A 26,093-nucleotide genomic window follows, 5' to 3' on the forward strand; every position below is an offset into this window, starting at 1 on the left:
TGAGACACCCCTCCACCCTGCGCTGCCACGATCAGCCCACCCCCTGGAGCGCTCCTCAAGCGCCCCTTTTCCCGCCCTTGCCCGCTGTCTTCCCGCTCTTTACCTCTATCTGCCCCGTCAGGAGTCCGGATAGGTGAGCACGGCCAGGACTCGGCGGTGATCCGCGTCACTCTGGGAGAGGCCGAGCTTCAGGAAGTTGGGCGGCGAATGGTGGTGGGACCGCCGGGGCGCCGCTCCAGCAGGGCCCGTATCAGCAGCCGGCCGGCGTTCGTCAGTCCTCTGGCCCCCCGCGGCAGGGCGGGGAACGCCACCAGCGCGCACCCCGTCACGATGCCGGTGAACCTTCCCCACGGCAGCGTGATGAAGGAGTACAGCGCCTGTCGCCAGGCCATCGGATCCTTCACCTGGGCCCGTATCCAGCTCAGGAAGCCCGGTCGGTCAGGGCGCAGCGGGCTGGGCTCGGCGATGGACAGCCGCAGCAGCACCCGGGCGCGGGCCCGCTCGAACTTTCCGATCCGCCGGCATCCGAGCAGCAGGAAGGCCGGCGCGGGCAGCCGGACGACGGTCAGCGCGAGCAGGCCGCCGAACAAGACGCCGGCCGCGATGCGGAAGGACCCGAGGGTGTCCGTGCTGGCGCTGAGGAGGAAGTGCGCTGTCTCCCGCCACGTCTGCGGCCTCCCGCCACGTCTGCGGCGTGTGGAAGCCCTTCGGCAGGGGCCGCGGGCCCTCGCCCCGGGCAGCGTCCGGCACCGGACGTGCCGACAGCCGACAGGAGCATGTGGCCTGCCGGGGGCCTCGGTCCTGCCGCGCGCCGCAAGCCCCTGCTGTGCGCCCCAGACCCGCGTCGCGCACCCGCTCCTGGCGGCGCGCCCCGGATGATGCCGCACCATGCCGCCGAGGGGGAGCCGCACCGCGCGGTTCCGAATCCGAAGAGGCCCCACCGCACTCTCCGGCGGGCGAAGAGAGGGGCGGCGGGCTCGTGTTCATGTCTCCAGCGTGCTCGCTCGGCCCCGGGGGTTGCCATGGTGGATACCGGAGGATCGGGGTGGGGTTAACCCCACCTTCACTGCCCTCGCTGTGTCCGGAGCGCGTGACCCGCACCTTGCCGGAGCGCGTGCCTTTCGCGCCCACCGGAGTGTGACGCGGCTGTCCTCGCCGGCCCGCTCAGGGCCTAGACTCCCGTGCGACAGATCCTCGAACGTACACACCGATTCGACACGACACAGGCGACACACCACACAGGACGGGGCGGACGTGCCGGACTACTTCCACGGCTATTCGGTCGTCGGGCTGGTCGCCGTTGTCGGGGTGCTCTTCGTCTGTGTGGCCTTCTCCGCCGGGCGGCTGCTGCGGCCGGTCGTTCCCACCCGCGAGAAGATGCTGACCTACGAGTGCGGAGTCGATCCGGTCGGCGAGGGCTGGGCGCACACGCAGATCCGCTACTACGTCTACGCCTTCCTGTACGTCGTCTTCGCCGTCGATTCCGTTTTCCTCTTCCCCTGGGCCACGATTTTCGACGCGCCGGGGTTCGGCGGGGTCACGTTGGCGGAGATGTTCCTCTTCCTCGGCTTCCTGGCCGTCGGCCTGCTGTACGCGTACAAGAAGGGCGTCCTGGAATGGACGTAACGATCTCCGAAAGAGGCCGGCCGGACGGACCCAGGCTCGGCCCGCTCGCCCGGCTGGCGCCCGAGCCGATGAAGGTGGTGCTCAACTGGGGCCGCCGCTACAGCCTGTGGGTCTTCAACTTCGGGCTGGCCTGCTGCGCCATCGAGTTCATCGCCGCGTCCATGGCCCGGCACGACTTCATCCGGCTGGGCGTGATCCCGTTCGCCCCTGGCCCCCGGCAGGCCGATCTGATGGTGGTCTCGGGCACGGTCACCGACAAGATGGCCCCCGCGGTCAAGCGGCTCTACGAGCAGATGCCCGAGCCGAAGTACGTGATCTCCTTCGGCGCCTGCTCCAACTGCGGCGGCCCCTACTGGGACTCGTACGCCGTCACCAAGGGCGTGGACCAGATCATCCCCGTCGATGTCTATGTGCCCGGCTGCCCGCCCCGCCCCGAGGCGCTGCTCCAGGGTGTGCTGAAGCTCCAGGAGAAGATCGCCGCCGAATCGACGTCCGAGCGCTACGCCGGCCGCACCTCCGCCGCGGCCCTCACCAGCGGTCTGGTGACCCCGCCGCGGCCCGGCCCCTCGCCGCAGCCCGACCCCTCGCCGGATGCCGGGCATCCGGACGGCGAGGGGGAGCGGACGTGACCGCCCCGGCAGAGCATCCGGGCTGGCTGCCGCGCGCTGCCGACGACCTGTTCGGCGAGGGCGCGACGGCCGAGCACGCCTACGGGCTGCTCACCGTCGATGTGCCCGCCGAGGCGTGGATCGCGGCGCTGACGACCGCGCGTGACGAACTGGGCTGCACCTTCTTCGACTGGCTCAGCGCCGTGGACGAGCCCGGCACCGGATTCCGCGTCTGCGCCCACCTGGTGGCGCTGCCCGCGGCGGGCCGGGCCGGGACGCACCGGCTGATCGTCCGTACGACGGTGCCGCACGAGGCCCCCGCGCTGCCCACCGCGACCGGTGTGTACGCGGGCGCCGCCTGGCACGAGCGCGAGACCCACGAGATGTTCGGCGTGGACTTCCCCGGCCACCCGCACCTCGTCCCGCTGCTGTTGCCGGACACTTTCGAAGGACATCCGCTGCGCAAGGACTTCGTTCTCGCGGCACGCGTCGCCAAGGCGTGGCCCGGCGCCAAGGAGCCGGGGGAGTCGGGGCACGGCGGTCCCAAGCGCCGCCAGATGCTGCCCCCCGGTGTTCCCGACCCCAACGAGTGGGGCCCCCTCAAGGGCCAGCTCCCTCCGGCCCCGGCCCGGGAGCGCACCCGCCGCACCGCGACGAGGGACAGCCCGCGCCGCGCCCGCTCGGCGAGCGCGGGCTCTGCCTCCCAGCGGGGAGCCGCCGCACCTGCGGAGTCCGGGACACCTGGGGCGCCTACGGCGAGCGAGGAGACGGGGGGCAAGGAGACGTCGTCCACCGAGCCGAAGCCCGCCGAGCCGAAGCCGGCGCCTTCCGAGTGGTCGGCCGCCGGACGCGGCAAGGCATCCGGTGCGCAGGCTCCCCGCTCCTCGGATGCTCCCTGGCACCACACTCCCGAGGCGCCCCCCGCCGAGACCGGGGCCGGCACCGACAACGCGGAGTCCGGCACCGACACGGAGTCCGGCACCGACACGGAGCCCGGGGCCGACGCGGGCGCCGGGGCATCCGACGCGGGCGCGGAGACAGGTGACGAGAACCGGAGGGACGAGGACTGATGGACGCCCTCGACGTCACTCTCCGTATCGTCGCTGTACTGCTCGCCTTCCTCGTCCTGCCCCTCCTCGTGGGCCAGACCGAGCACAAGGTCATGGCGCATATGCAGGGCCGCGTCGGGCCGATGTACGCCGGGGGCTTCCACGGCTGGGCCCAACTCGTCGCCGACGGCGTCAAGTTCGCCCAGAAAGAGGACATCGTCCCCGACGGCGCGGACCGCCGGGTCTTCCAACTCGCCCCGGCGCTGGCGCTGCTGCCCTATCTGCTCGTGCTGGTCGCGATCCCCGTCGCACCCGGCGGCGGCGTCATCCAGGCCCTGGACGCGGGGATCTTCTTCGTCCTCGCCGTCATGGGTGTCGGCATCCTCGGCTCGCTCATGGGCGGCTGGGCCTCGGCCAACAAGTTCTCCCTCCTCGGCGGCCTGCGTACCGCGGCTCAGCTCTTGGCGTATGAGCTGCCCATGCTGCTCGCCGCCGCCTCCGTGGCCATGGCGGCGGGCACCCTCTCCCTCCCGGGGATCCTCGGCGTGTGGGAGTGGTGGTGGCTGCCATGGCAGCTGGTCGGCGCCGTCGTCTTCTTCACGGCCGGTCTCGCGGAGCTGCAACGGCCGCCCTTCGACGCGCCGGTGGCCGACTCGGAGATCATCTTCGGCGCGTACACCGAGTACACGGGCCTGCGCTTCGCGCTCTTCCTGCTCGCCGAGTACGCCGGCATCGTCGTCCTCTCCGCACTCACCGCCGTGCTCTTCCTCGGTGGCTGGCACGGCCCCGCGGCCGGAAGCCTCGGCTGGGTGTGGATGCTGCTCAAGACCGGGATCCTCGCCTTCGGTGTCATCTGGCTCCGGGTCAGCTATCCGCGGTTGCGCGAGGACCAGATCCAGCGGCTGGCGTGGACGGCGCTCGTGCCGCTCGCCCTCTTCCAGATCGCCCTCACCGGCGTCGTCAAGGTGGTGATGTAGCCGTGGCACGCGCGGCTTCCGAGCGGGGGGTCTTCGGCTCGGGCCTGGCCAAGGGCCTGGCCGTCACCCTCCGTACGATGACCCGTCGCTCGGTCACCGAGCACTACCCGGACGCGCAGCCCGAACTGCCGCCCCGCACCCGGGGCGTGATCGGTCTGTTCGAGGAGAACTGCACCGTGTGCATGCTCTGCGCGCGCGAGTGCCCCGACTGGTGCATCTACATCGACTCCCACAAGGAGACCGTGCCCCCGGCGGCGCCCGGCGGCCGGGAGCGCAGCCGGAACGTGCTGGACCGCTTCGCCATCGACTTCGCCCTGTGCATGTACTGCGGTATCTGCATCGAGGTCTGTCCTTTCGACGCCTTGTTCTGGTCGCCGGAGTTCGAGTACGCGGAGACCGACATCCACGAGCTGACCCACGAGCGCGACCGGCTCCGCGAGTGGATGTGGACCGTGCCCGAGCCGCCCGCGCTGGACGAGGCGGCCGAGGAGCCCAAGGAGCTGGCGACGGCCCGCAAGACCGCCGACAAGCTGTCCGCCGCCGAGCAGTCGGCAGCCGTCGAGGAGCAGCCCCCATCGGCTCGACAACCGGAGCAGCCCTCGCCGGAAGAGCCGCGGGCGGAGGGCGACGCATGAGCCTCGCCGACGCGCACCCGCTCGCCGCCGGCCACCCCGGATTTCTCTCCCCGACCGGGGTCGAGATCGTCTTCCTCCTCGTCGGCCTCGCCACTCTCGGCGCAGCGCTGATCACCGTCACCACCAGACAGCTCGTGCACGCCGCGCTGTGGCTGGTGGCGGCGCTCGGCGGGGTCGCCGTCGAATATCTGCTCCTGACCGCGGAGTTCATCGCCTGGGTGCAGGTGCTGATCTACGTGGGATCCGTCATCGTTCTCCTCCTGTTCGGATTGATGCTGACCAAGGCCCCCATAGTCCCGCCCGTCTCCCGCCACCACCCTTCATATGCCGCGCTTCGCGCGAAAGCGACATCGGACGCCGATTCCGGCAACCGCTGGATCGCGCTCGCCGTCGCCCTCGCCACCGCGGCCACCTTGGTGACCGTTGTCATCGACGCCTTCCGCTCCACCTGGATCGACCTCGACGGCGCCGTGGCGGGCTCGACCAAGGTCACCGGTGTCGCCCTTTTCCGGCACTGGGTGCTGCCCTTCGAAGCGCTCTCCGTCCTCCTTCTGGCCGCGCTCGTCGGCGCGATCGTGCTCTCCAAGCGGCACAAGAGAGGCGGGCGCTGATGCACCTCGCCTATCCGGCCGTGCTCGCCGTGCTCCTCTTCTGCGTGGGGCTCTACGGGGTACTGGCCCGCAGGAACGCCATCCTCGTGCTGATGTCGGTCGAGCTGATGCTCAACGCCGTCAACCTCAACCTCGTCGCCTTCGACGTCTGGCTCCGCGACACGCTGCACGCGGGCCAGGCGCTCACGCTCTTCACGATCGCCATCGCCGCGGCGGAGATCGGCATCGGTCTGGCGATCGTCCTGCTCGTCCACCGCGACAGCGGCAGCTCGGACATCGACAGACTCAGGGGCCTCCGTGAGGACGGCGGCCCGCCAGGGGGCGTCTCCGGCGACGGTTCAAGCGATGTGGCGAGTGTGACACCCGCCACTGACAACGGCCCTGGCGCCGGCCCCGATACCCCCTCCGACCTGGGCGGCTCCGCAGGGAGGCAGCACGCGTGAGCACCACGACCCTGGCAGCGTTCGTCCCCGTGCTGCCCTTTCTCGGCGCCGTGGCCGGACTGCTGCTCGGCCGCCGGGCCCCCGGCTTCGTCCGGCCGCTGGCCGTCCTGCCGACGGTCGCCGCCGCCGCGCTCGCCGTCGTCGTCGCGGTCCGCCAGGGCGGCGGTGCGCCGTTGCGCGCGGCCACCGAGCTGACCCCGACGGGCAATGCCGCGCTGCCGGTCCAGCTCGCCCTCCAACTCGACGGCTTCGCCGTCCTCGTGGCGGTGCTCGTCGGCGTCGTCGCCTCCTGCGTGCAGCTGTATTCCACCGGATACCTGCGCGAGGACCCGCGCTACTCCTCGTACGCCGCGCTGGTCTCCCTCTTCACCGCCGCGATGTTCCTCGTCGTCTACAGCGACGACCTCATCGTGCTGCTCGTCGGCTGGGAAATCATGGGCATCTGCTCGTACTTCCTGGTCGGGCACTACTGGGAGACGGCCACCGCCCGTTCGGCCTCGCTCAAGGCGTTCCTGGTCACCAAACTCGGGGACGTGCCCTTTTTGATCGGCATCCTGGCGCTGGCCTCCGAGGCGGGCAGCTTCCGCATCAGCACCGTCGTCACCCGGGTCACCTCGTCCCTGTCCGGATTCGAGCTGTCGCACCCGACGCTGATCGCGCTGCTGCTGCTCGCCGGAGTGGCGGGCAAGTCCGCGCTGTTCCCGCTGCACTCCTGGCTGCCGGACGCCATGGCCGGTCCCACGCCGGTCTCCGCGCTGATCCACGCCGCGACGATGGTCGCCGCCGGCGTCTACTTCGTCGCCCGGCTGCTGCCCGTCTTCGCCGCGTCCTCGGCCGCGCTCGTCGTCCTGGCGCTGATGGCGGCGCTGACGATGACCGGTGCCGCGCTCGCGGCGCTCGCCCAGGACGACATCAAACGCGTCCTGGCCTTCTCCACCATCAGCCAACTCGCCTACATGGCCGGTGCGCTGGCCGTCGCCGACCGGGGCGCCGCCGTCTTCCACCTGCTCACCCACGGCGCGTTCAAGGCGCTGCTCTTCCTCGCCGCCGGAGTCGTCATCCACACCGCGGGCACCAACTCCCTGACCCTGATGGCCCGGGCGGGGGGCATCGCCAAGCGCGCACCGGATGCCTTCTGGACGATGACCGTCGCGCTGCTGGCCCTGGCCGCCATCCCGCCGTTCTCCGGATTCTTCTCGAAAGAGGCCGTACTGGCCGCCGCCGAGCACGCCGCCTTCGGGGACGCGCATCCGGCGTTCGAGGGGGCGCCCGGTGTTCCGGCGGGCGCCGGATGGATCGTCCTGGCCGCCGGGATGCTCACCGCGCTCCTGACCGCCGCCTACGCGGCCCGCCTGTGGCTGCTGGCCGGCGCCCCCGAACTGCTGCGGGGAGCGCACCGCGCCCCGGCCCGCGCCCTCGCCACCGGCAACGGCGCGGCATCCGGTGCGGCGTCCGCGTCCGACACAGCATCCGGTGCGGCGGCCACGTCCGACAAGGCATCCGGTGGGGCATCCGGTGCCGACGCGAACAGTGGGCCCGTGCCGCTCGCCGTCGGCTCCGAGAAGGCCGCCGAACACGTGCCCGAGGTGGTGCCGCAGCAGGCGCCCGAGACGGAGCTGGCCATGCCCGCGCCCGGCCGGCCGCACGACGGCCAGGCCCGGGAACCCGTCGTGATGACCGCCGTCCTGTGGGTGCTCGCGCTTCCCTCCCTCGCGCTGGGCCTGGGCTTCCTCGTGCTGCCCGACTGGTTCGACGGCCGCTCCCTGACGCCCACCTTGACCACCTCCGTGCTGGCCACCGGAGTGTCACTGGTCGGCGGCATCCTGACGTACGCCACCTGGCGGCACAGCACGGCACACGCCGCGCTGCACCCCGAGTACGACGTGGATCCCGGCCTGCTGCTCCTCGGACCGCTGCACCGGCACGCCGCCGCCGGATTCCACCTGGACGCCGTCTACGCGGCCGTCGTCGTCCGCCCCGTCCAGGGCGCCGCCCGCCTGGTGCGCTTCTTGGACCGCGAGGTCATCGACGCCTACGTCAACGGCGCGGGGCGCGGCTCCCGGCTGCTGGGCGCCGCCGTGCGCCGCGCGCAGACCGGCAACGTGCAGACCTACCTGGGCGCGCTGCTGACGGGCTCGCTGGTGCTCGCCATCGCCGCCGTACTGGCCGCGACAGGGAACGGAGGGGCGTGACGTGATCCCGCTCGACGAGACAGTGATGCAGGCGCTCCTCGTCGCCGTCGTCGCCCTGCCGCTGCTCGGCGCCCTGGCCGCGCTGCTGCCCGCGCCGCCCGGACTGCGCGGACGCAGCCCGGAGCAGGCCGTCCTGCGGCACGGAGTGACCGTCACCGGCGTGGTGCTGGCCCTCACCGTCGCATTGGCACTCGGCTTCGATCACGACAACCCGGGCACCATGCAGGCCGAGACGGACGTCGGCTGGATCCCGGCGCTGGGCGTCCGGCTGCACTTCGGGACCGACGGGATCTCCCTGCCGCTGCTCGTGCTGAGCGCGCTGCTGACATTCCTGTGCGCGCTCTACAGCTACGCCAAGATGCCGCAGGGGCCCAGCCCGAGGGCGTTCGTCGCCCTGCTGCTCGCGCTGGAGTGCGGCACGCTGGCCACCTTCGCGGTGCTCGACCTGATGCTGTTCTTCCTGGCGTTCGAGATGGTCCTCATCCCGATGTACTTCCTGATCGCCAGGTGGGGCGGGGCAGGACGGGCCGCCGCCGCGTGGAAGTTCATCCTCTACACGCTCCTCGGCTCCGTGGTGATGCTCCTGGGCCTGCTCCTGATCGGGCTGAACGCCGGAACGTTCGACATGGTGCGGCTCGCCCAGGAACGCGGCTCCGGCCTCGGCCACACCACCCAGCTGCTCGCGGCCCTGGCCATCGGCATCGGCCTCGCCGTCAAGGCGCCCATGTGGCCGCTGCACAGCTGGCTGCCGGACGCGCACACGGCCGCGCCCACGGTGGGCTCGGTGCTGCTCGCCGGAGTGCTGCTGAAAATGGGCACCTACGGATTCGTCCGGATCCTGCTGGCCGGGGTGCCGGAGGGCATCCACACCTTCGCGCCGTATCTGGCGGCCTTCGGGGCCGTCGGGATCATCTACGGGTCGCTGGCCTGCCTCGCCCTCGTACGTGAGGGAGCGGGCGGGGACCTCAAGCGGCTGATCGCCTACTCCTCCGTCGGCCACATGGGCTTCGTGCTGCTCGGTATCGCCACCCTCACCCATACGGGTGTCAACGGCGCGCTGTTCGCCAACGTCGCGCACGGCCTCATCACCGGGCTGCTCTTCTTCCTCGTCGGCGCGCTCAAGGACCGCATGGGCACCAGTGACCTGGACAGCCTGGCCGGTGCGACGGGCGCCGCGCTCTACGGGAGGGCGCCGCGGTTCGGCGGGATCCTCGCCTTCGGCGCCGTCGCCTCCCTCGGCCTGCCCGGACTGGCCGGCTTCTGGGGCGAGCTGCTGGCGCTGCTGGGCGCCTACCACCCGGCCGCCGGGCTCAGCCGCCCCGCCTACCTGGTCTTCATGGTCCTGGGAGCCCTGGGCACCTTGCTGACGGCCGCCTACATGCTGCTGGTCGTACGCCGCGTGTGCATGGGCGATCCGGACGGGGCGGGACCGGGACGCCCCGCCGCCGAGCCGGGGGTGCGGGACCTGCCGGATGTGCGGCCCCATGAATTCGCGGCCTGGACGCCGCTGGTCGTCCTCACCGTCCTCGCCGGGCTGTGGCCCGCGGCGCTGCTGGGGCTGACCGATCCGGCCGTGCAGAGCCTCCTGCCAGGAGTGACCCGATGACAGCGCCAGTGACTCTCGCCTCCGAGAGCGTTCAGCGGCTCGGTGCGCACAGCACCGGGAACGCCCAGCACCTCGTCCAGAGCGTGGACTGGGCGGCCATCGCACCCCCCGCGTTGGCCGCCCTCTTCGCCCTCGTGGTCCTGGTGGCCGATCTCTTCCTGGCGGAGCGGCACAAAGCGCTGCTCGGATGGCTGGCCACCGGAGGGCTCGCGCTGGCCGGGCTGGCCATCGTCCCGCTGATCGGCGCGGACCGCTCGACGTTCTGCCTGACCTCGGGGAACGGGGCGTGCAGCTATGTCGCCGACCCGTTTACGCTCACCATCCAGTTGCTCGTTCTGGGCGGCGCCTTCGTGACGGCGCTGCTGTCCGTTTCGGCCGTACGCGACGAGGAACTGCCCGCGGGGGAGTTCTGGTTCCTGCTGCTCTCCTCGGCATCCGGTGCGGCGCTGCTGCCCGCGGCCCGGGACCTGGCCACGCTCGTGGTCGCGCTGGAGGTCGTCTCGCTGCCCGCGTTCGCGCTGGTGGGGCTGCGGCGCGGGTGGCGGCTGTCGTCCGAGTCGGCGCTGAAGTTCTTCCTCTCCTCGGTCACCGCGACCGCCGTGATGCTCCTGGGCGTCAGTTTCGTCTACGCCGCGACCGGGAGCATGCATCTGAGCGCCGTCGCCGAGGGCCTGCCGGGCGCCGACAGCCGACTGGAGACCCTGGCCGCCACCGGCGTCGTGCTCACCCTGGTGGGCTTCGCCTTCAAGGCGGGGGCCGCGCCCTTCCACTTCTGGGTGCCCGAGACCTACGTGGGCGCCCCGGTGCCGGTCGCCGCCTACCTGTCGGTGGTCGGCAAGGTCGCGGGCCTCACCGGACTGATCCTGGTGACCGTGCGGGCCTTCCCCTCGTACGCGCACCTGTGGGGCCCGGCGCTGGCGGTGCTGGCGGCGCTCACCATGAGCGTCGGCAACCTCGCGGCGCTGCGCCAGCGCGCCGCGGGGGCCCACAGCGCGGTGCGCCTGCTGGCCTGGTCGTCGGTGGGGCAGGCGGGCTATCTGCTCGTCCCGATCGCCTCGGCCGGGTACGCGGGCCGGGCCGACGACCCCTCGGCGGCGATCGGCGCGACCTTGGCCTACGCGCTGATGTACGCGGTGGTGAACCTCGGCGCCTTCGCCGTCGTCGCGGCCGTACGCGCCGCGGGGCCGGCCGGTGCGACGGCAGGAGCCGACGGGGCGGAATCGGGTACGGCGGGAGCGGACCCGGTGGACGACGGAGTCTCCGGGCACCGTCTCGACGACTTCCGGGGCCTGGTCTCCGCACGCCCGCTGACCGCGCTCGCGATGGGCTTCTTCCTGCTGTGCCTGGCGGGCTTGCCACCTGGTGTCATCGGACTGTTCGCCAAGGTGACCGTCTTCGGCGCCGCCGTCGATGCGGGCCTGGGCTGGCTCGCGGTCGTCATGGCGGTGAACGTCGTGATCGCGCTGGTGTACTACCTGCGCTGGACGGCGCTGCTCTTCCGCCCGGCCGGTGACGGCCGTCCCACGGGGGAGACCGCCGGGGAGGAGCACGGCCGTACGGGCGAGCCGGTGGCGGCCGGGCCCGGCACGCGCCCGCGTCCGCGCCGCCTCGCACTGCCGCTCACCGCGACGATCGCACTCACCGGCCTCCTCGCCCTCGTGGCATCCGGTGCGCCGCAGCTCCTCCTCCGCTTCGCGGACACGGCGCTCTTCTGACGCGCGCTCGCCCCAAACCTCCCTCACCCCACTCCGCCCCGCCCCGGCTCTCCAGGACGGAAGCCGACAGGCCGCGGGCGGCATGACAGGGGCAGGTCACAGCCCGGTGCGAGCCTCGTCACGCCTGGCCCACGCGGGTACGGCGGGGGAACTGCGCCGGTCCGGAATGCGTTGACCAGCCAGGGAGGGTCCACTGGAAGGGGCCACCTGGAGAGTGGAAGGACCACCCTGCTCGGGATTCCCCGCCGCACCACCTGGAGGGCGTACCGTGCACCGCCGGCACAACGGGCTGAGGACGGCCCTGCTCCTCGGGGGGCTGTCCGCTCTCATCCTCGTCATCGGGAGCTTCTTCGGCACGACGGGCCTCGTCATCGCCTTGGCCGTCGCGCTGGGCACCAACGCGTACGCGTACTGGAACAGCGACAAGCTCGCGCTGCGTGCGATGCGCGCCCGCCCCTTGAGCGAGTTCGAGGCCCCCGAGCTGTACCGCATCGTGCGCGAGCTCTCGACGGCCGCGCGCCAGCCGATGCCGCGCCTCTACCTCTCCCCGACCCAGGCCCCCAACGCCTTCGCGACCGGCCGCAACCCCCGTAACGCCGCGGTGTGCTGCACCGACGGCATCCTGCGCCTGCTGGACGAACGGGAGCTGCGCGGCGTCATCGGCCACGAGCTGAGCCACGTCTACAACCGCGACATCCTCATCTCCTCGGTCGCCGGAGCCCTCGCCTCCGTGGTGCTCTTCCTGGTCAACTTCGCCTGGCTGGTGCCCATAGGCCGCTCCGACGACGACGAGGGGCCGGGCCTGGTCGGCATGCTGCTGATCATGATTCTGGGCCCGGTCGCCGCCTCGCTCATCCAACTCGCCGTCTCGCGCTCGCGGGAGTACGAGGCCGACGCCTCCGGGGCCCAGCTCACCGGGGACCCCCGCGCGCTCGCCTCCGCGCTGCGCAAACTGGAGTCCGGCACCCAGCAGTTGCCCCTGCCCCCCGAACCCCGGCTGGAGACGGCGAGCCACATGATGATCGCCAACCCGTTCCGCAGGGGCGAGGGGCTCTCCAAGCTCTTCTCCACGCATCCCCCGATGACCGAACGTGTCGCGCGCCTGGAGAAGATGGCAGGCTGGACCGAGTGAAGACCCTCCTCAACCTCATCTGGCTGATCTTCTCCGGTCTGTGGATGGCCCTGGGCTATCTCCTCGCCGGGCTGGTGTGCTGCGTCCTGATCATCACCATCCCCTGGGGCCTGGCCTGCTTCCGCATCGCCTCCTATGCGCTCTGGCCGTTCGGCAGAACCGTCGTCCAACGGCGTGAAGCCGGTGCGGCATCCGGCGCCGGAAACGTGATCTGGCTGATCTTCGCGGGCATCTGGCTCACCATCGGCCACCTGACGCTCGGCGTCGCCCTGTGCGTGAGCATCATCGGCATCCCCTTCGGCCTGGCCCACTTCAAGATGATCCCGATCTCCCTGATGCCACTCGGCCGCGAGATCGTCCCGACGGGCGCCCAGGCCGCCTACCCCCACTACCGCTGGTAGCGGCTCCCCGCCGCCCGGGAGGCTCCGGGCGCGCCACGAGCGTCAGGTCCCGGCGATGCTCCGCATCGCCTCCACCAGCATCGACCCCGGTACCTCGGTATCGGGGCCGAGCGTTTCCTCCATGACGAGCCCGACCATCAGCAGGTAGTAGAGCCGGCCGAAGGTACCCCGCTCCTCCTGCGTCACCTCGTCCTCTCCCTGACGGCAGCGGCCCTCGCCGCCCGGAAACTCCGCACGGTCCGCTCCCGGCACCCGGGGCCCCGGCGGGGGTGCCAGGCTCCCGGCGGACGGGTCCCTGGCGGACGGGCTCCCGGCACACGAATGCGGCCACGCCCCGGAAGGCATGACCGCATCCGTATCCCCGCGCGTGCCAGGCGAAGCCCAGCCGGTTCAGCGGTAGTTGACGAACTGAAGCGCGAAGTCGAAGTCCTTGCCCTTCAGCAGCGTGATGACCTCCTGGAGACTGTCCCGGCTCTTGGAGGTCACCCGCAGCTCGTCGCCCTGCACCTGCGCCTTGACGCCCTTGGGGCCCTCGTCCCTGATGACCTTGGCGACCTTCTTCGCGTTGTCCTGCGAGATTCCCTCCTGGAGCGAGGAGGAAATGCGGTATTCCTTACCGGAAGCCTGCGGCTCCCCGGTGTCCAGCGCCTTCAGGGAAATGCCGCGTTTGATCAGCTTGGACTGGAAGATGTCGAGCACGGCCTTGACCCGTTCCTCCGAGTTCGCCCGCATCTCGATCTTCTCGCCCGACCACGCGACGGAGGCGTCCACACCCTTGAAGTCATAGCGCTGCGAGATCTCCTTCGCGGCCTGATTCAGGGCGTTGTCGACCTCCTGCCGCTCGACCTTCGAGACGATGTCGAAACTGGAGTCGGCCATGGTGAGTTGGCTCCTCGTACGTAGATCCGGCAGAAAGCGGCCTCGATGGCCGTGCGCAAAGCCTAGCCACCCGTACCGTGCGGCCGACCGCCCCGCGGCCCGTGCGGCGGCTGATCAACCGAGTGGCGAACCACCCCCGGCCATCGGGTATGGTTTACACCGTTGCCACGGCGCACCGCCCCGGCGGGGTGCCAGGCAGCGATTCCCAGGCGGTGTGCCCGAGCGGCCAAAGGGAGCAGACTGTAAATCTGCCGGCTCAGCCTTCCCAGGTTCGAATCCTGGCGCCGCCACAGGAACCCGAAACGGGCCCCTGACCAGCCAATCGGCCGGTCAGGGGCCCGTTTCCTGTTTCCCCGCCGGGACGGACAGGCAGGCGCCGCCTCGCTTCCGTCCCATCCCCACCCCCTGATCTCCCCCCGCCCCCTGCCGGTCCTCGGTGCCGCGCCCGCGCCCGAGTACGGACGGTGATGACGTATGGCGTCCGGGCTGTCCGGGCTGTGCCGAGTGACGGGCGTGCGGCGCGGTGTGATGAAGGCCATGCGGGTGGCGCGGGCGCGGCTCGGCGGTGTCCTCCGGGGCGGACCCTCGGCCCGTTGAACCGGAACGCCGGGCTCTACGTTTTTCTCCGGGTCGCAATCCGCATAAGGGGGTGGCTGTCCGGGGAGTAGTGGTCCTGGCTGGTTCAGCTTATGCGGGGTCACTCCCCGCCATCCCAACCACACGCGCTTGCACCGGAGTTGAAAGGTGAACTTCGGACGGCCGCGCGTGCACTGAAATTGGAGTTCTCGATGCCCGACAGTTGGGGAAGGTCTCAGCCCCCTCGCTCGCGGAGGTGGGCGGCGGCCTCCAAGGCACCACGGGGGCTGTCTCCGATCCCGGAGTACCCGAGCGATCCGTATACGTATCAGCGGAGGACTCCCAGCGCTCCGGCCCGTGACGGACACCCTGGGCAGGGAGCCTTCTTGAATCCGCGGCCGGTTCCGATACGCCCGGGAATCGAAACGCGGCAGATGCCGGACTCCCCGGGCTCCCCGGATTCCAGAGACTCCGCAGGGCAGACCCCCGAGCCCAGCGAGATTGGGACGTCGCACTCGTACGACTCCGACGGTCCATTCGACCGGCTGAGGAAAGAAGTCACTCGCTCGGCAAAAGGCTTGCTCCCCGGATGGGGAAAAGGCACGCGGAAAACCGGTACGGGCGCCCCGCAGAAATCGTCCCCCCTCCGTCGCCCCAAGGCGGAGAGAAATGTGCTTCGAAAGCCGCCCCAGCCTCAACTCGCCGAGGCGGCAGCACAGCGCAAGGGATCCAAGAGGCGCTGAAAGCGGTGAAGCGGCGAAGCAGTGGAATCGTAAAGCCGTACAGCGGTGCAACCGTAAAACGGTGAAGTGCGGCGTCAGCGTTTGACACGTCCGCGTACGGCGAGAACTGTCAGGGCGAGCAGGGCGGGTTCCAGAATGCGGGAGGTCATCTCGATGGAGGTGCCGACCGTGGTGAGGTCCTGCCCGACGGAACGGAAGACCACCGAATTGAGGGTGACGTCCAGGGACTTCTCGAAGCGCTCGCCGGTGCACCTGTTGCCCGTGGGATGGTGCGGGTCCTTCTTCGCCAGCTCGACCGTGATCCTTCCTCCGCCGGGCGGCACGGTGGCGGTCGCCCGCTGTTCCGGGGTGTCCTGGGGCAGGCCGAAGCCATCAGCAGGACGAGGGTGAGGAGCATGGCGGCGGCGAGCCGGCCCAGGGCGCCGGAAGCGCGCAGGCCGTAGCCGCACAGCAGCCAGTAGCCGTGCAGCAGTCCGCGTTCGGCGCGGGTGGTGCCGGTGCGGTCGTGGCGGCGCCTCTCCATCTCGCCTAGGAGAAGTCCGCAGCGCCGGGCTCGTTCTTGGCGTCCTCGAACGACTTGCGCAGCGCCCGGTGGAGCGGCGCCAGTTGGGCCGGCCCCATGTGCCCCGCGCCGAAGACCGCAACGTTCCAGCCCCGGACCGCGGCCGGGCCGCTCGCGCGCCAGTGCGTTCCTCGGCGAGCGTACGGCGCTGGGTGAAGCGCGCCGGCCGGCCGAACCACCCCCGCGCCCGTCTCGGCCGTGCCGTCCCCGCCACCCCCACCGCCCGTACCGGCCGCGCCGCCCGTCGGCGCGGCGCGGGACCCGGACGAAGGCGCAGCTGCCCTCCAGCCGTAACTGGTCCAGACGCACCGTCCCGGTGAACAGGCGCCCTGACGGATCGACATCGGCGAGCACCAGAGGGGCCGCGTCCACCCCGCGCAGGGAGGCCATCCGCACCGCGGCACGGGGCGCCTGGTCGAGCAGCGCGTCGGCCAGGTGTGCGAAACACGCGTTGTGGCTGGCCGGGAACGCGGCGGCCCCGGCAGCCGACGGGGTCGGCGGCCCGTAGCCGCACCGTGGGCGCAGCGCTGCGGCGAGGACGGCAGGGGTGGCCGAGGCGGCGGGTGCGGAACGGAAGGTATGCCGGGTCACGGAGGCGGAGGCGCGTTCACGGGCCGGCTCACCCGCCGATGGCGGCGATCGCCTCCGGGATCGGCGTCCGGCCGCCCACCAGTTCCAGCGTCCGCCCCGCAGTCCCCGGCGAATCCAGCAGGGCGACCAGCACGGCGGCCACGTCGTCCCTGGTCACATCGCCTCGCCCGGTCCGCTCGGCGAGGTGGACGCGGCCGGTCCCGGTGCCGTCGGTCAGGCGGCCGGGGCGCAGCACCGTCCAGTCCAGGCCCGCCCGGGAGCGTACGTCGTCGTCGGCGGCGCCCTTGGCGCGCAGGTAGTCCGCGAAGACCGGGTCCATACCCTCGGGAGTCCCGGACAGCGAGGCGTCGGCGGCCATCGAGGAGACGATCAGGAAGCGGCGTACGCCGGCGTTCTCGGCCGCGTCGGCGAACAGCACCGCCGAGCCGTGGTCGACCGACTGCTTGCGGTCGCTGCCGCTCCCCGGGCCCGCGCCCGCCGCGAAGACCGCGGCGTCGGCGCCCTCCAGGTGCCGGGCGACCTCGTCGGCCGTCGCCGACTCGAGGTCGCACACGACGGGTTCGGCGCCCGCCCCCAGCAGGTCACTCGCCTGCTCGGGGCGGCGGACGATACCCGCCACCTCGTCCCCGCGCCCGGCGAGCAGCCGCTCCAGCCGCAGCGCGATCTGACCGTGTCCACCAGCGATAACTGTGCGCATACCCCCGACCGTACGCCCACCGGGTCACCGGGCCGGGGACCTCACCCCTGGGACTGACGCGGCAGCCCGAGTTCGGGCGCCGCCGCCAGGTCGCAGTATTCGCGCACCGCGCTCGTACGGGCCACCACCCGGCCGCGGTGCACCACGATGCGGCTGTAGGCGAGCGAGAGCGCACCGGCCAGCCGCGAGCCGCGCACCGCGAGCAACTCGGCGGGGAAGCCCGCCTCGACGCGGACCTCGGGCAGCCCCATCGCGGCCCGGGCCCGCGTGCTGACCGCGTCGTACGCGCTCTCGGGCCGGGCCTCGCCGTGGGAGGCCAGCAGGTAGGCGGCCTCCAGCGGGTCGCCCCGGCCGACCTGGTTGGCGGCGTCGCGCAGCGCCCCGCTGCCGGCCGCCACCGCGACCCCGGCCGCCGCCAGCACCCGCGCGGGCGCCACCCGGGAGGGCGAGGCGGGGGAGGGGCGCTCCAGCATGCCGCAGTTGCCCTGCGGCAGGCAGACGACGGTGACCCCGGCGGCGGCGAGCTGGTCGGCCGTACGCAGTGCCACCTGGTGCGGCAGCCGCGCCAGCCCGGCGCACGGTCCGATCGAGACCCCGGGCCGCAGTCCGCCGGCCGCCGAGGCGAGCCGCGTCAGCCGCGCGGGATCGCTCCCGTCGGTGTGCAGATCGACATGGCAGCCGTGCTCGGCCGCGACCTCCAGCACGGCCTCGACGTAGCCGCCGGGGTCCGGGTCCAGATCGGGGCAGCCGCCGACGGCGCTCGCGCCCATCTTCAGCGCGTCCCGCAGCATGGCCAGCTCCTCGGCGCCGCCCGCTCCGGTCAGCAGCCGGGGCACGGCCACCGCGCTCAGGTCCACCAGCCCGCGCAGCGATCTGCGTGCCTGGAGCACCGCCTCCAGCGAGCGCAGCCCGGCGACGCCGCCGATGTGCACATGGGTGCGCAGCGCGGTGGCCCCCTGCCCGAGCTGGAGCAGCGCGGCCTCGGTGGTGCGCCGCTGGACGTCCTCCCCGCAGGCGTCCGTATCCCGCCCCTGGCCCGCGCCCCGCCCCCCGGCGGTGCTCCGCCCCCGGGCCGTGCTCCGTACGGGGGGCGCGTCGTGCCCGTTGTGACTGCCGTGCGCGCCTTGGGCGTGGTGAGAGTCGCGCCCTGTGGGCTCGGGCGGGGGGTCGGCGGTCAGTGCGGTGTCGTAGTGCGCGTGCGGCTCGGCGGGGGCCGGAAGCAACAGGTATCCGGACAGATCGACCCGTGTGCCGCAGTCCTGTGCCGGGCCCAGGCTGCCCGCCGTGCCGACGGCCTCGATGCGGTCGGCCACCAGCCGGACGTCGACCGTGCGGCCGTCCACGAGGCGGGCGCCGCACAGGACGAGCGAGTGAGGGGGGTGTGAGGGATGCGGGGCAGCGGCGTCGCGGAATTCCCGCCCGGAATTCCCCGGTTCCTGCGGCTCATCGTCGGTCATCTTGCTCCCACGTCGCATGTGGAGATGAGAGTAGGACGCCCGGTGAGCGGCGGCGGGGAGGAGACGAATAGTCGTACCGGCGTGGTGCCCGAGCCCGTATCGGCAGGCCGCGCGGGGCCGTATCGGCGCGCCGCTCACCCCCGTGCCGGCGCGGCGCCCCGGGCCGTATCGGTGTAGCGCCAGGGCCTGTTGGGACGGGGGCCGGGCGGGGACGCGGGCGGGGCCAATACGGATTTCACGTTTGGCGGCCAGGCGTGTAATGTCTTCATCGCTCGCCCCAATAGCTCAGTCGGCAGAGCGTCTCCATGGTAAGGAGAAGGTCAACGGTTCGATTCCGTTTTGGGGCTCTGATGTGAGAGATCTTCCGCGGGAGATCACCGCATCGTGGCGGTGTAGCTCAGTCGGTAGAGCAAGCGGCTCATAATCGCTGTGTCACCGGTTCAAGTCCGGTCACCGCTACTTCACCGACAGTAGCCGGTTGTGGGGTCGGTCCTCCGATCGGCTACTCTTTCTGTGTTTAAACCCGTCCGTTCGTCAAGGAGCACTCACGTGGCTGCCACAGACGTCCGCCCGAAGATCACGCTGGCCTGCGTGGAGTGCAAGGAGCGGAACTACATCACGAAGAAGAACCGGCGTAACAACCCGGACAGGCTTGAGATGAGCAAGTTCTGTCCGCGCGACAACAAGCACACCGTGCACCGCGAGACTCGCTGAACCGTCTCGCTCCGAGGCCGTCCCCGCCAGCCGGGGTCGGCCTCGTGTTGTGTCGGCGCCCGGACCTCGCAGCCCTCCCGCAGCGCGCGGAGGGCTCCCGGGTGCCGGGGCGGGGCCCGCGGGCCGGTCGCCTGTTCGTCCCGCCCTCGCCTACACCCACCCTTGCCGCAGGAGGCGCCGCCGATGGCACTCGACCAGTCCTTCGTCGGGAGGACGTATCCGCCCAGCCGTCCCTACGAGGTCGGCAGGGAGAAGATCCGCGAGTTCGCGGAGGCCATCGGTGACACCCATCCCGCCTACACCGACCCCGAGGCCGCCAGGGCGCTGGGCCACGCCGAGGTGATCGCGCCGCCGACGTTCGTCTTCTCCATCAGCTTCGACGAGGCTCAGCGCGTGGTGCGCGACCCGAAGCTGGGGCTGGATTACGCGCGCGTGGTGCACAGGGACCAGAAGTTCGCGTACACGCGTCCGGTCATGGCCGGTGACCTGCTCTCGGTCACCTCCACGATCGAGTCGATCAAGTCCCTGGCGGGCAACGAGGTGCTGGAGATCCGCGGCGAGGTGACCGACGCGGAAGGCAGTCCGGTGGTGACCGTGCACACCAAGCTGGTGGCGCGCGCGGTGGAAGGGGAGTGACGTCGATGACAGCCAAGGTCGCCTACGCCGAGGTCGAGGCCGGTACCGAACTGCCCGTCCGCACCTTCCCCGTGGACCGCGACAGGCTCGTGCGCTACGCCGGTGCCTCGGGGGACTTCAACCCCATTCACTGGAACGAGCGCTTCGCCAAGGAGGTCGGGCTCCCCGACGTCATCGCGCACGGCATGTTCACCATGGCCGAGGCCGCGCGAGCCGTCACCGACTGGACCGGTGACCCGGGCGCGCTCGTGGACTACTCCGTGCGCTTCACCAAGCCGGTCGTCGTGCCTGACGACGGACAGGGCGCGCTCATCGAGGTGGCGGCGAAGGTCGCGGCCAAGCTGGATGACGAGGCCCGCACGGTCCAGGTCGATCTCACGGTCACCAGCGCGGGCCAGAAGGTGCTCGGCATGTCCCGCGCCGTGGTCAAGCTCGCCTGAGCGGTCCGAGCGGCCTGGATCCCTGAAGCTCTGAAGTCCTGAAGCTCTGGGGAAGTCTGAAGTTCCGGGGAAGTTCTGAGCCCCGAGCGCCCGCAGGCTCCGACAGGCCGCCACGCCGCCCGCGCCCGGCCGGGGCGTACCGATCCGGGCCGTACGCGCCCCCTCTCGTACCCTTGAGCACGTGCAGGAACTTCACGCTGACCCCACTGACCCCGCGGGCTCCGGGCATTCCGGCGCCGCCTTCCCGGCCTCCCCGGGCTCTCCGGCCTCCCCGGCGCACGCGCCGCTCGCGCTCGCGTCCTTCACGACGCTGCGCCTGGGCGGGCCCGCCACCCGCCTGATCACGGCGACCACCGACGACGAGGTGATCGAGGCGGTCCGCGAGGCCGACGACAGCGGAACGCCTCTGCTGATCGTCGCGGGCGGCAGCAACCTCGTCATCGCCGACGAGGGCTTCCCGGGCACGGTGCTGCGCATCGCGACCAGCGGTTTCTCGCTCTCGGGCGGCTGCCTGGAGCTGGCAGCCGGGGAGAACTGGTCCCGGGCCGTGGCCCGCACCGTCGAGGCGGGCCTGGGCGGCATCGAGTGCCTGGCGGGCATCCCGGGCTCGGCCGGGGCGACCCCGATCCAGAACGTGGGCGCCTACGGCCAGGAGATCTCCAGCACCCTCACCGAGGTCGTCGCCTACGACCGCCACGCCCGAGAGACGGTCACGATCCCGAATGCGGAGTGCGGCTTCTCCTACCGGCACAGCCGCTTCAAGGCCGACCCCGAGCGCCACGTCGTCCTGCGGGTGCGCTTCGCGCTGGAGGACGCCGGCGGCCTCTCCGCGCCGCTGAAGTACGCCGAGACGGCCCGCGTCCTCGGGGTGGAGACCGGCGACCGGGTGCCCGTGGCCCTCGCGCGCGAGACGGTGCTCAAGCTCCGCGCGGGCAAGGGCATGGTCCTGGACCCGGCGGACCATGACACCTGGTCGGCGGGGTCGTTCTTCACCAACCCGGTCCTGGACGAGGCAGAGTTCGCCGCCTTCGTCGCACGGGTGCGCGAGCGCCTCGGGCCGGATGTCGCCCCGCCCGCCTTCTCCGCGGGGGAGGGCCGCACCAAGACGTCCGCCGCCTGGCTCATCGACAAGGCCGGCTTCACCAAGGGGTACGGCACCGGCCCCGCCCGTATCTCCACCAAGCACACGCTGGCCCTCACCAACCGGGGCACGGCGACCACCGCCGACCTGCTGGCCCTGGCCCGCGAGGTGCGCGACGGGGTCGAGGCGGCGTTCGGCGTCACCTTGCACAACGAGCCGGTGACGGTCGGCTGCGCGCTGTAGCGGGGCAGCGGGGCGCGGTACGGGCCGACAGGGAGCGGCGACGGGGGGACGGGGAAGTGACGCCCGGAGCCGACCCGTCCGGTCCGGGCCGACTCCCGGCCAGTCCGGGTCAGTCCGGGTCAGGCCGGAACCGCCGTCGCCCAGGCGTCGATGTCGGCCAGTATCCCGGCCCGCACGTCCGCGGGCATCGAGGCGCCGCGCACCGACTGGCGGGCCAGCTCGGCCAGTTCCTCGTCCGAGAACCCGTGCGCCGTCCGCACGATCTCGTACTGCGCCACCAGCCGCGAGCCGAACAGCAGTGGGTCGTCCGCGCCCAGGGCCATCGGCACCCCGGCGTTCCACAGGGAACGCAGCGGCACGTCCTCGGGTTTCTCGTAGACGCCCAGCGCCACATTGGAGGCCGGGCACACCTCGCAGGTGACGCCCCGCTCGGCCAGCCGCTCCAGCAGCCACGGGTCCTCCGCGGCGCGCACCCCGTGCCCCACCCGGTCGGCCCGCAGATCATCCAGGCAGTCGCGCACGCTGTACGGCCCCGACAGCTCGCCGCCGTGCGGCGCGGCGAGCAGGCCGCCCTCCCGCGCGATGGCGAACGCCCGGTCGAAGTCGCGTGCGAAGCCCCGGCGTTCGTCGTTGGACAGGCCGAAGCCGACGATGCCCCGGTCCCGGTAGCGCACCGCGAGCCGCGCCAGCGTACGGGCGTCCAGCGGGTGCTTCATCCGGTTCGCCGCCACCACCACTCGCATGCCCAGGCCGGTCTCGCGGGACGCGGTCTCCACCGCGTCCAGGATGATCTCCAGCGCGGGCGAGAGCCCGCCCAGCCGGGGCGCGTACGAGGTGGGATCGACCTGGATCTCCAGCCAGCGCGAGCCGTCGCTGACGTCCTCCTCGGCGGCCTCGCGCACCAGTCGCTGGATGTCCTCGGGCTCGCGCAGACACGAGCGCGCGATGTCGTACAGCCGCTGGAAGCGGAACCAGCCGCGCTCGTCGGTCGCGCGCAGTTGCGGAGGCTCGCCCCCGCTCAGCGCCTCGGGCAGGTGGACGCCGTACTTGTCGGCCAGTTCGAGGAGGGTCCCCGAGCGCATCGAACCCGTGAAGTGCAGATGCAGATGGGCCTTCGGCAGCGTCCGCAGATCCCGCTCTGAGGAAGAGTGCAACATCCCAAGATCCTGCCGTATCCGGGTGGCGAAGAGGTAACGGGTACCCGCAAGAGGGAGGCCCGAAAGCAAGAGCGGGCCCGGAGATGTCTCCGGACCCGCTCGCGGGAAGGGCAGGCAGGGGACGGAGTGCCTCCGCTGTGGCCCCCACCCGCGCCGCCGCTGCCGCTGGTTCGCCTCGGCTAGTTCGCTTCGGCCAGCAGCTTCTGGATGCGCGAGACGCCCTCCACCAGGTCCTCGTCGCCCAGCGCGTAGGAGAGCCGCAGGTATCCGGGAGTGCCGAACGCCTCGCCCGGGACGACCGCGACCTCGACCTCCTCCAGGATGAGCGCGGCCAGCTCCACGCTGGTGGCGGGCCGCTTGCCCCGGATCTCCTTGCCCAGCAGGGCCTTGACCGAGGGGTAGGCGTAGAAGGCGCCCTCGGGCTCGGGGCAGAGCACCCCGTCGATCTCGTTGAGCATCCGGACGATGGTGCGCCGCCGCCGGTCGAACGCCTCGCGCATCGTGGCGACCGCCTCCAGGTCCCCGGAGACGGCGGCCAGCGCCGCGACCTGGGAGACGTTGCTGACGTTGGAGGTGGCGTGCGACTGGAGGTTGGCCGCGGCCTTGATCACATCCTGCGGGCCCAGGATCCAGCCCACGCGCCAGCCGGTCATGGCGTACGTCTTCGCCACACCGTTGACGACCACGCACCTCTCGCGCAGCTCGGGCACCACGGCCGGCATCGAGGTGAACTCGGCGCCCCCGTACACCAGGTGCTCGTAGATCTCGTCGGTGAGCACCCACAGCCCGTGCTCGACGGCCCAGCGGCCGATCTCCTCGACCTGCTCACGCGGGTAGACGGCGCCGGTCGGGTTGGAGGGGGAGACGAAGACCAGCACCTTGGTGCGGTCCGTGCGCGCGGCCTCCAACTGCTCGACCGTCAGCCGGTATCCGGTCGTCTCGTCCGCGACGACGGGCACGGGGGTCCCGCCGGCCAGCCGGATCGACTCGGGGTAGGTGGTCCAGTACGGCGCCGGGACGATGACCTCGTCGCCCGGGTCGAGCAGCGCGGCGAACGCCTCGTAGATGGCCTGCTTGCCGCCGTTGGTGACGAGCACCTGGGACGCCTCGACCTCGTATCCGGAATCCCGCAGCGTCTTCGCGGCGATGGCGGACTTCAGTTCGGGCAGTCCGCCTGCCGGGGAGTACCTGTGGTTCTTCGGGTCACGCGCGGCGGCGACGGCGGCCTCGACGATGTAATCGGGCGTCGGGAAGTCGGGCTCGCCGGCTCCGAACCCGATCACGGGGCGCCCGGCGGCCTTGAGCGCCTTGGCCTTGGCGTCCACGGCCAGCGTCGCGGACTCGGAGATCGCGCTGATGCGGGCCGACAGACGTCGCTCGGAAGGGGAGTGTGCAGAGGGAGTCGCAGCGGTCATACACGCATGTTCCCAGACCCCCGGGCCCCGGGGCACCGGGGTTCGCGCGCGGCACCGCAGCATCCTGTTCGACGCCCGCCCGTGGAGCACGTACACTCACACGTCGTTGGCCTTCATTCGTCACTCAGAGCGCGCACTCCATGCGACCGCCTGTATGCGGTAGGTTGAAGGAACGACAAAGGGTCGTAGCTCAATTGGTAGAGCACTGGTCTCCAAAACCAGCGGTTGGGGGTTCGAGTCCCTCCGGCCCTGCTACACATACCTCGCTGGGTGCGTGTTTGTGCAGGCACCTTTGCGTACGTTCTGAAATGCACTGAATTGCACCGCCGTGCGGCCGGGCCGGACGCCGCAGGGCCACGACCCGGATCAGGTGAGGACGAGTGACGGAGATCACGGACACCACCGAGGTCCCTGAGCCCGGAGGGTCGTCCGAGGGCAAGAAGCCTCGTAAGGGCGGAAAGCGGGCGAAGAAGGGGCCAATGGCTCGTCTCGCGCTTTTCTACCGCCAGATCGTCGCGGAGCTTCGCAAGGTTGTCTGGCCGACTCGGCAGCAGCTCTCCACGTACACCTCCGTGGTGATCGTCTTTGTCGTCATCATCATCGCTTTGGTGTTCGTGATTGACTATGGGTTGTCAGAAGCAATGAAGTACATCTTCAGCTGACCCTCCCGCGGAGTGCCCCGCTCGCGGGGCTTTCCGCATGTACGACCCCTTGAAGCCAGGAAGAAGCAGCCACCGTGTCTGAGCCGAACCTGAACGACGCCGTCAAGCCCGAAGAGGGTGACGACACGGCGCGTGACATCGTCGAGGCGGCGGACAGCAGCGTCGACCAGGCCGAAGCCGCTGACGCCGCCGCGGGCGTGCCCGCCGAGGAAGCGGCCATGGGCGTCGAGACCGGCGCTGTCGCCGAGACCGCGGAGGACGCGCAGGCCCGGAACGCCGAGAGCGGCCAGGGCACTGTGGACGACGAAGCCGCCGGCACCCTGACCGAGGACGTCGAGGGCGTGGAGGGCGCCGATGAGGCCGCCGCCGAAGCGGCCGAGGACGCCCTGGCCGATGAGGCCGCCGAAGCGGGCGAGGCCCCGGAGGCCGTTGACGGCGAGGCCGGGGAAGCCGCGGAGGACGCCGGGACCGCCGAGTCCGCCGAGGATGAGGCGCCGGTCGATCCGGTCGCCCAGCTCCGCGAGGAACTGCGCTTCCTGCCCGGCGAGTGGTACGTCATCCACACCTACGCGGGCTACGAGAACCGCGTGAAGACCAACCTTGAACAGCGCGCCGTCTCGCTCAACGTCGAGGACTTCATCTTCCAGGCCGAGGTGCCGCAGGAAGAGGTCGTCCAGATCAAGAACGGCGACCGCCGCACCGTCCGCCAGAACAAGCTGCCCGGCTACGTCCTGGTGCGGATGGACCTGACCAACGAGTCCTGGGGCGTCGTCCGCAACACCCCGGGTGTCACCGGCTTCGTCGGCAACGCCTACGACCCGTACCCGCTGACCCTGGACGAGATCGTCAAGATGCTCGCGCCGGAGGCCGAGGAGAAGGCCGCCAAGGCCGCCGCGGCCGACGAGGAGGGCAAGCCCGCGGGCGGGCCCGGCCGCAAGGTCGAGGTCCAGGTGCTCGACTTCGAGGTCGGCGACTCGGTCACCGTCACCGACGGCCCCTTCGCCACCCTCCAGGCGACGATCAACGAGATCAACGCCGACTCGAAGAAGGTCAAGGGCCTCGTCGAGATCTTCGGCCGCGAGACCCCGGTCGAGCTGAGCTTCGACCAGATCCAGAAGAACTGAGCCCGCTTCAGAAGGACTGAGCCCGAAGGGCTGAGTCCAGGGTCACACCACAGCTTCCGAGCAGGTCAGGAAGGCTCTCGCAGCCTTCCTGACCTGCTCGGTTTCAAGCCGCACGGTGATA

26 protein-coding genes, 4 tRNA genes and 1 pseudogene are annotated in these 26,093 nt (G+C 71.4%); 22 read left to right on the forward strand and 9 right to left on the reverse strand.

The genetic code is table 11. The features are described from left to right. Positions 1-117 precede the first annotated feature (117 nt). Both ABD339_RS21640 and ABD339_RS21645 read right to left on the reverse strand, forming a co-directional pair. A pseudogene (locus ABD339_RS21640) lies at positions 118-195 on the reverse strand (DNA-binding response regulator); the annotation flags it as partial. Then, on the reverse strand, positions 189-890 hold the full coding sequence (locus ABD339_RS21645) for a sensor domain-containing protein (RefSeq protein WP_344568119.1): 702 nt from the start codon (positions 888-890) through the stop codon (positions 189-191). The pseudogene ABD339_RS21640 and the gene ABD339_RS21645, both read right to left, overlap by 7 nt. Positions 891-1,254: 364 nt before the next feature. Between ABD339_RS21645 and ABD339_RS21650 the strand changes: the two genes are divergently transcribed. From ABD339_RS21650 to ABD339_RS21705, 12 genes are all read left to right on the forward strand, one after another. Next, positions 1,255-1,626 (forward strand): NADH-quinone oxidoreductase subunit A, encoded by a 372-nt coding sequence (locus tag ABD339_RS21650; protein ID WP_344568063.1) that lies wholly within the window; start codon positions 1,255-1,257, stop codon positions 1,624-1,626. Beyond that, complete coding sequence (locus ABD339_RS21655) at positions 1,617-2,255, forward strand: NADH-quinone oxidoreductase subunit B (protein WP_344568064.1); 639 nt, start codon at positions 1,617-1,619, stop codon at positions 2,253-2,255. Before ABD339_RS21650 ends, ABD339_RS21655 begins: the two co-directional genes overlap by 10 nt. Continuing rightward, complete coding sequence (locus ABD339_RS21660; RefSeq protein WP_344568065.1) at positions 2,252-3,304, forward strand: NADH-quinone oxidoreductase subunit C; 1,053 nt, start codon at positions 2,252-2,254, stop codon at positions 3,302-3,304. The genes ABD339_RS21655 and ABD339_RS21660 overlap by 4 nt, the downstream gene beginning before the upstream one ends. Beyond that, positions 3,301-4,260: a complex I subunit 1/NuoH family protein gene (locus tag ABD339_RS21665; RefSeq protein ID WP_344568120.1), complete on the forward strand. Its 960-nt coding sequence runs from the start codon at positions 3,301-3,303 to the stop codon at positions 4,258-4,260. The genes ABD339_RS21660 and ABD339_RS21665 overlap by 4 nt, the downstream gene beginning before the upstream one ends. 77 nt (positions 4,261-4,337) lie before the next feature. Further along, complete coding sequence (locus tag ABD339_RS21670) at positions 4,338-4,895, forward strand: 4Fe-4S binding protein (RefSeq protein ID WP_344568121.1); 558 nt, start codon at positions 4,338-4,340, stop codon at positions 4,893-4,895. Then, positions 4,892-5,506: an NADH-quinone oxidoreductase subunit J family protein gene (locus tag ABD339_RS21675; RefSeq protein ID WP_344568066.1), complete on the forward strand. Its 615-nt coding sequence runs from the start codon at positions 4,892-4,894 to the stop codon at positions 5,504-5,506. Before ABD339_RS21670 ends, ABD339_RS21675 begins: the two co-directional genes overlap by 4 nt. Then, positions 5,506-5,949, forward strand: a complete 444-nt coding sequence (nuoK, locus tag ABD339_RS21680) for an NADH-quinone oxidoreductase subunit NuoK (RefSeq protein WP_344568067.1) — start codon at positions 5,506-5,508, stop codon at positions 5,947-5,949. Before ABD339_RS21675 ends, nuoK begins: the two co-directional genes overlap by 1 nt. After that, positions 5,946-8,141 carry an NADH-quinone oxidoreductase subunit 5 family protein gene (locus tag ABD339_RS21685; protein ID WP_344568068.1) on the forward strand — a complete coding sequence of 732 codons (2,196 nt, stop codon included), beginning with the start codon at positions 5,946-5,948 and terminating at the stop codon, positions 8,139-8,141. Before nuoK ends, ABD339_RS21685 begins: the two co-directional genes overlap by 4 nt. Before the next feature lie 25 nt (positions 8,142-8,166). Then, positions 8,167-9,747, forward strand: a complete 1,581-nt coding sequence (locus tag ABD339_RS21690; RefSeq protein ID WP_344568122.1) for a complex I subunit 4 family protein — start codon at positions 8,167-8,169, stop codon at positions 9,745-9,747. Further along, positions 9,744-11,462 carry an NADH-quinone oxidoreductase subunit N gene (locus tag ABD339_RS21695; RefSeq protein WP_344568069.1) on the forward strand — a complete coding sequence of 573 codons (1,719 nt, stop codon included), beginning with the start codon at positions 9,744-9,746 and terminating at the stop codon, positions 11,460-11,462. The genes ABD339_RS21690 and ABD339_RS21695 overlap by 4 nt, the downstream gene beginning before the upstream one ends. A 268-nt stretch (positions 11,463-11,730) precedes the next feature. Beyond that, a complete protein-coding gene (gene htpX, locus ABD339_RS21700; protein ID WP_344568070.1) occupies positions 11,731-12,594 on the forward strand; it encodes a zinc metalloprotease HtpX in 864 nt (287 codons plus the stop codon). Then, the gene (locus tag ABD339_RS21705) at positions 12,591-12,995 is read left to right on the forward strand and encodes a YccF domain-containing protein (RefSeq protein WP_344568071.1); all 405 of its coding nucleotides are present in this window, start codon (positions 12,591-12,593) and stop codon (positions 12,993-12,995) included. The genes htpX and ABD339_RS21705 overlap by 4 nt, the downstream gene beginning before the upstream one ends. Positions 12,996-13,037: 42 nt before the next feature. Here the strand turns inward: ABD339_RS21705 and ABD339_RS21710 are convergent, their stop codons facing one another. Both ABD339_RS21710 and ABD339_RS21715 read right to left on the reverse strand, forming a co-directional pair. Continuing rightward, positions 13,038-13,181 carry a hypothetical protein gene (locus tag ABD339_RS21710; protein ID WP_344568072.1) on the reverse strand — a complete coding sequence of 48 codons (144 nt, stop codon included), beginning with the start codon at positions 13,179-13,181 and terminating at the stop codon, positions 13,038-13,040. Between the two features lie 204 nt (positions 13,182-13,385). Continuing rightward, on the reverse strand, positions 13,386-13,874 hold the full coding sequence (locus tag ABD339_RS21715) for a YajQ family cyclic di-GMP-binding protein (RefSeq protein WP_326688619.1): 489 nt from the start codon (positions 13,872-13,874) through the stop codon (positions 13,386-13,388). A 208-nt stretch (positions 13,875-14,082) separates the two neighbouring features. Here ABD339_RS21715 and ABD339_RS21720 point away from each other — a divergent pair. Further along, a tRNA-Tyr gene (locus ABD339_RS21720) sits at positions 14,083-14,164 on the forward strand. A gap of 1,103 nt (positions 14,165-15,267) precedes the next feature. On the opposite strand, the gene ABD339_RS21725 is transcribed toward ABD339_RS21720, so the two are convergent. From ABD339_RS21725 to ABD339_RS21735, 3 genes are all read right to left on the reverse strand, one after another. Then, the gene (locus tag ABD339_RS21725; RefSeq protein WP_344568073.1) at positions 15,268-15,516 is read right to left on the reverse strand and encodes a hypothetical protein; all 249 of its coding nucleotides are present in this window, start codon (positions 15,514-15,516) and stop codon (positions 15,268-15,270) included. 858 nt (positions 15,517-16,374) lie between these two features. Then, the gene (locus tag ABD339_RS21730) at positions 16,375-17,043 is read right to left on the reverse strand and encodes an NAD(P)H-binding protein (protein WP_344568074.1); all 669 of its coding nucleotides are present in this window, start codon (positions 17,041-17,043) and stop codon (positions 16,375-16,377) included. A 41-nt stretch (positions 17,044-17,084) separates the two neighbouring features. Further along, entirely contained in the window at positions 17,085-18,500 is a 1,416-nt protein-coding gene (locus ABD339_RS21735) for an amidohydrolase family protein (protein ID WP_425576053.1), read from the reverse strand. 274 nt (positions 18,501-18,774) lie between these two features. Here ABD339_RS21735 and ABD339_RS21740 point away from each other — a divergent pair. The 6 genes from ABD339_RS21740 to ABD339_RS21765 all read left to right on the forward strand — a co-directional run bounded on the left by ABD339_RS21740 (position 18,775) and on the right by ABD339_RS21765 (position 21,614). Continuing rightward, positions 18,775-18,847, forward strand: a tRNA-Thr gene (locus ABD339_RS21740). A 39-nt stretch (positions 18,848-18,886) separates the two neighbouring features. Beyond that, positions 18,887-18,959, forward strand: a tRNA-Met gene (locus ABD339_RS21745). 90 nt (positions 18,960-19,049) lie between these two features. Next, the gene (gene rpmG / locus ABD339_RS21750) at positions 19,050-19,214 is read left to right on the forward strand and encodes a 50S ribosomal protein L33 (RefSeq protein ID WP_344568076.1); all 165 of its coding nucleotides are present in this window, start codon (positions 19,050-19,052) and stop codon (positions 19,212-19,214) included. A gap of 183 nt (positions 19,215-19,397) precedes the next feature. Further along, the gene (locus ABD339_RS21755; RefSeq protein WP_344568077.1) at positions 19,398-19,850 is read left to right on the forward strand and encodes an FAS1-like dehydratase domain-containing protein; all 453 of its coding nucleotides are present in this window, start codon (positions 19,398-19,400) and stop codon (positions 19,848-19,850) included. Between the two features lie 5 nt (positions 19,851-19,855). Then, positions 19,856-20,290, forward strand: a complete 435-nt coding sequence (locus tag ABD339_RS21760) for a MaoC family dehydratase (RefSeq protein WP_344568078.1) — start codon at positions 19,856-19,858, stop codon at positions 20,288-20,290. A gap of 181 nt (positions 20,291-20,471) precedes the next feature. After that, positions 20,472-21,614, forward strand: coding sequence for a UDP-N-acetylmuramate dehydrogenase (locus tag ABD339_RS21765; protein ID WP_344568079.1), 1,143 nt, complete (start codon positions 20,472-20,474; stop codon positions 21,612-21,614). 119 nt (positions 21,615-21,733) lie between these two features. Here ABD339_RS21765 and ABD339_RS21770 read toward each other — a convergent pair whose 3' ends face one another. After that, a complete protein-coding gene (locus ABD339_RS21770; protein ID WP_344568080.1) occupies positions 21,734-22,771 on the reverse strand; it encodes an adenosine deaminase in 1,038 nt (345 codons plus the stop codon). A 179-nt stretch (positions 22,772-22,950) separates the two neighbouring features. Beyond that, on the reverse strand, positions 22,951-24,186 hold the full coding sequence (locus ABD339_RS21775) for a pyridoxal phosphate-dependent aminotransferase (protein ID WP_344568081.1): 1,236 nt from the start codon (positions 24,184-24,186) through the stop codon (positions 22,951-22,953). 179 nt (positions 24,187-24,365) lie between these two features. Between ABD339_RS21775 and ABD339_RS21780 the strand changes: the two genes are divergently transcribed. The 3 genes from ABD339_RS21780 (at position 24,366) to nusG (ending at position 25,972) form a co-directional block, all read left to right on the forward strand. Next, positions 24,366-24,438: transfer RNA gene (locus ABD339_RS21780), tRNA-Trp, on the forward strand. A gap of 128 nt (positions 24,439-24,566) precedes the next feature. Beyond that, positions 24,567-24,848 (forward strand): preprotein translocase subunit SecE, encoded by a 282-nt coding sequence (gene secE / locus ABD339_RS21785; RefSeq protein ID WP_344568082.1) that lies wholly within the window; start codon positions 24,567-24,569, stop codon positions 24,846-24,848. Between the two features lie 74 nt (positions 24,849-24,922). Beyond that, on the forward strand, positions 24,923-25,972 hold the full coding sequence (gene nusG, locus ABD339_RS21790; RefSeq protein ID WP_344568083.1) for a transcription termination/antitermination protein NusG: 1,050 nt from the start codon (positions 24,923-24,925) through the stop codon (positions 25,970-25,972). Positions 25,973-26,093 lie beyond the last annotated feature (121 nt).

The sequence above is a fragment of the Streptomyces axinellae genome (assembly GCF_039532135.1).
Classification (GTDB): domain Bacteria; phylum Actinomycetota; class Actinomycetes; order Streptomycetales; family Streptomycetaceae; genus Streptomyces; species Streptomyces axinellae.

Bases quoted from the DNA above. Each gene is read 5' to 3' on its own strand.
- ABD339_RS21645 (WP_344568119.1), bottom strand. From the start codon at position 890: ATGGTGCGGCATCATCCGGGGCGCGCCGCCAGGAGCGGGTGCGCGACG.
- ABD339_RS21735 (WP_425576053.1), bottom strand. From the start codon at position 18,500: ATGACCGACGATGAGCCGCAGGAACCGGGGAATTCCGGGCGGGAATTC.
- ABD339_RS21670 (WP_344568121.1), top strand. From the start codon at position 4,338: ATGACCCGTCGCTCGGTCACCGAGCACTACCCGGACGCGCAGCCCGAA.
- ABD339_RS21775 (WP_344568081.1), bottom strand. From the start codon at position 24,186: ATGACCGCTGCGACTCCCTCTGCACACTCCCCTTCCGAGCGACGTCTG.
- ABD339_RS21690 (WP_344568122.1), top strand. From the start codon at position 8,167: ATGCAGGCGCTCCTCGTCGCCGTCGTCGCCCTGCCGCTGCTCGGCGCC.
- ABD339_RS21770 (WP_344568080.1), bottom strand. From the start codon at position 22,771: ATGTTGCACTCTTCCTCAGAGCGGGATCTGCGGACGCTGCCGAAGGCC.
- ABD339_RS21755 (WP_344568077.1), top strand. From the start codon at position 19,398: ATGGCACTCGACCAGTCCTTCGTCGGGAGGACGTATCCGCCCAGCCGT.
- nuoK (WP_344568067.1), top strand. From the start codon at position 5,506: ATGCACCTCGCCTATCCGGCCGTGCTCGCCGTGCTCCTCTTCTGCGTG.
- ABD339_RS21675 (WP_344568066.1), top strand. From the start codon at position 4,892: ATGAGCCTCGCCGACGCGCACCCGCTCGCCGCCGGCCACCCCGGATTT.
- ABD339_RS21730 (WP_344568074.1), bottom strand. From the start codon at position 17,043: ATGCGCACAGTTATCGCTGGTGGACACGGTCAGATCGCGCTGCGGCTG.
- ABD339_RS21655 (WP_344568064.1), top strand. From the start codon at position 1,617: ATGGACGTAACGATCTCCGAAAGAGGCCGGCCGGACGGACCCAGGCTC.
- ABD339_RS21715 (WP_326688619.1), bottom strand. From the start codon at position 13,874: ATGGCCGACTCCAGTTTCGACATCGTCTCGAAGGTCGAGCGGCAGGAG.
- ABD339_RS21695 (WP_344568069.1), top strand. From the start codon at position 9,744: ATGACAGCGCCAGTGACTCTCGCCTCCGAGAGCGTTCAGCGGCTCGGT.
- ABD339_RS21760 (WP_344568078.1), top strand. From the start codon at position 19,856: ATGACAGCCAAGGTCGCCTACGCCGAGGTCGAGGCCGGTACCGAACTG.